We start from the raw sequence: 2,321 nt of genomic DNA, 5'->3' as shown, positions 1-2,321 counted from the left end.
CGCGAGCAAGCCCGCTCCCACACTGGTTTGGGGTGATCTCTACAGCGTGTTCAATTTGTGCCAATCTTCGCCCATGACTTTCCTGGAGCTGTCGCGATGCCGTCTCTGATCTCCGCTCACCCACTGCTGAGTGCCTTGGTGCTGCTGGTGCTCGACATTCTGCTGTGGCGGCTGGTCAGTGCTGATCGGACCTATTGGAAGATCGGCGGGCGGCTGCTGATTTTTTCGTTGTTCAGCGCGCTGCTGTTCAACGAAGGCCTCAACCCCCTGCAGCCGGCACAGTGGGTTGACGACGTGCCACGCCACTTGGCGTCCACCGGTTTACAAATTGCCTGGTGGCTGTTCGCTGCGCGGACCCTGACGGTGATGATCGGCGTGGTGATGATGCAGCGGGTGGGGCATACCGGGCGGCTCTTGCAGGATTTGATCGGCGCTGTGATCTTCCTGATCGCCGTCATCGCGGCCCTGGCGTATGTGCTGGACTTGCCGGTCAAGGGCGTCCTGGCAACGTCCGGGGCGATGGCGATCATCGTCGGCCTGGCGTTGCAGAGTACCCTCAGTGACGTGTTCTCCGGGATCGTGCTCAACACCACCAAGCCCTATCAAGTCGATGACTGGATCTCCATCGATGGCACCGAAGGCCGGGTCACCGATATCGATTGGCGCGCCACACGGTTGCAGACCGCCCAGGGCAGCATGGCGGTGATTCCCAACTCCTTGGCGGCCAAGGCCAAGATCGTCAACTTCAGCCGGCCCAGCGATGTCCACGGGTTATCCATCAGTATCCCGGTCAGCCCGCATGCACGGCCACAAACCGTGATCGATGCGCTGGAGCGGGCGATGATTGGCTGTCGTTCCCTGCTTGCCAGCCCGGCACCCTGCGTGACCCTCAAGAGCACCGGCAGCACTGGAGCGGAATATGAAATCAGCGGGTTCGTCGCGTCCATGGGCCAGAAGCGCGAGGTGCGCAATCAGTTGTTCGACCTGGCGTTCCGGCATTTGCAGGCTTCGGGCGTAAGCCTGTTGTCCACCAGCGAAAGCGCGTCCGCCAATGGCGTGTCGCGGCCCCGTGCGTTGCTGGAAAGCTCGAGCATTTTCTCCACCTTGCGCCAGGATGAGAAAGACACCTTCAGCCAGAACATGACCCTGCAGACCTTCCGCGCCGGCGACATGATTTTGCCGGCCGGGGAGGTCAGCGATCATTTGTTCATCATCGAGTCGGGGGTGGTCAGCGTCACTCTGTTTCGTAACGGCCAGCCGTTCGAGGCCGGACGCATGGGGCCGGGAGAGGTTATTGGCGAAGCCGGGATCGTTTCCGACCAGGCCGCGCTGGCGAACTTTTCCGCCAAGACCTTCTGCACCCTTTATCGCATCGAGAAGAGCTACCTCAAACCCTGCCTGGACGCTCGCCGCGACATCAACGATGCGATGAAGAACCTGCTGGACGTGCGCATGCACCTGGCCCAGAACCTGACCCGCGACGTCCCCAAACCGGTCGTCAAGAAGCGCTTCCTGCAATGGTTGCGCAGCCGGGCCTGAGCAAGTACCAAGGGCGTGCATTTGCCCCCTGTGGCGAGGGAGCTTGCTCCCGCTGGGCCGCGAAGCGGCCCCAAAACCTGCTGAATGCGGTGGGTCAGGCATACCGAATCCATCGCTTTACGACTGCTGCGCAGCCGAGCGGGAGCGAGCTCCCTCGCCACAAAAGTCATTCTCCATTGCTTCAAGGTAAACCCGACGTCTGCGCCCATTGGCCACCCGAACTTCCCAACAATTGGCTATTTGTCCCGCGCCAGCGCAACGCTAACGTAGCGCCACACCCAATCGTTCTGGAGTTCACCATGCAACCGCGTATCGATTTCTACACCGCCTCCCCTGAAGCTTTCAAAGCCATGCTGGCGTTCGAAACCGCTGCTTCGAAACTGGGCCTGGAAAAATCCCTGCTGGAACTGGTCAAGCTGCGTTCCTCGCAAATCAACGGCTGCGCCTTCTGCATCGACATGCACACCGCCGATGCCCGCAAGGACGGTGAGACGGAGCGTCGCCTGTATGCCGTGACCGCCTGGCGCGAAGCCCCGTTTTTCACCCCTCGTGAACGCGCCGCGCTGGCCTGGACCGAAGCGCTGACCCGCTTGAGCGACACCCATGCGCCAGACGCCGACTACGAACAGCTGAACCAGCATTTCACGCCCAAGGAAATGGTCGACCTGACCGTGGCAATCAACGCCATCAATGGCTGGAACCGCCTGGCGGTGGGCTTTCGCAAGATGCCTGAGGCGTAGTCGAAAGCAGAAACTACCTGTGGGAGCAAAGCTTGCTCGCGA

2 protein-coding genes are annotated in these 2,321 nt (G+C 61.1%); both read left to right on the top strand.

From position 1 onward, the window contains the following. The first annotated feature begins 96 nt into the window (after positions 1-96). The gene (locus HU811_RS26660) at positions 97-1,539 is read left to right on the top strand and encodes a mechanosensitive ion channel family protein (protein WP_186659070.1); all 1,443 of its coding nucleotides are present in this window, start codon (positions 97-99) and stop codon (positions 1,537-1,539) included. A 299-nt stretch (positions 1,540-1,838) separates the two neighbouring features. Next, complete coding sequence (locus tag HU811_RS26655) at positions 1,839-2,279, top strand: carboxymuconolactone decarboxylase family protein (protein WP_186659067.1); 441 nt, start codon at positions 1,839-1,841, stop codon at positions 2,277-2,279. The last annotated feature ends 42 nt before the right edge of the window (positions 2,280-2,321 follow it).

The sequence above is a fragment of the Pseudomonas tehranensis genome (genome assembly GCF_014268615.1).
Classification (GTDB): domain Bacteria; phylum Pseudomonadota; class Gammaproteobacteria; order Pseudomonadales; family Pseudomonadaceae; genus Aquipseudomonas; species Aquipseudomonas tehranensis.
Note: the sequence above shows the minus strand (reverse complement) of the source record. Positions and strands in the feature narration are given on the sequence as shown.

Coding starts and splice junctions, on each gene's coding strand:
- HU811_RS26660 (WP_186659070.1), top strand. CDS start 97: ATGCCGTCTCTGATCTCCGCTCACCCACTGCTGAGTGCCTTGGTGCTG.
- HU811_RS26655 (WP_186659067.1), top strand. CDS start 1,839: ATGCAACCGCGTATCGATTTCTACACCGCCTCCCCTGAAGCTTTCAAA.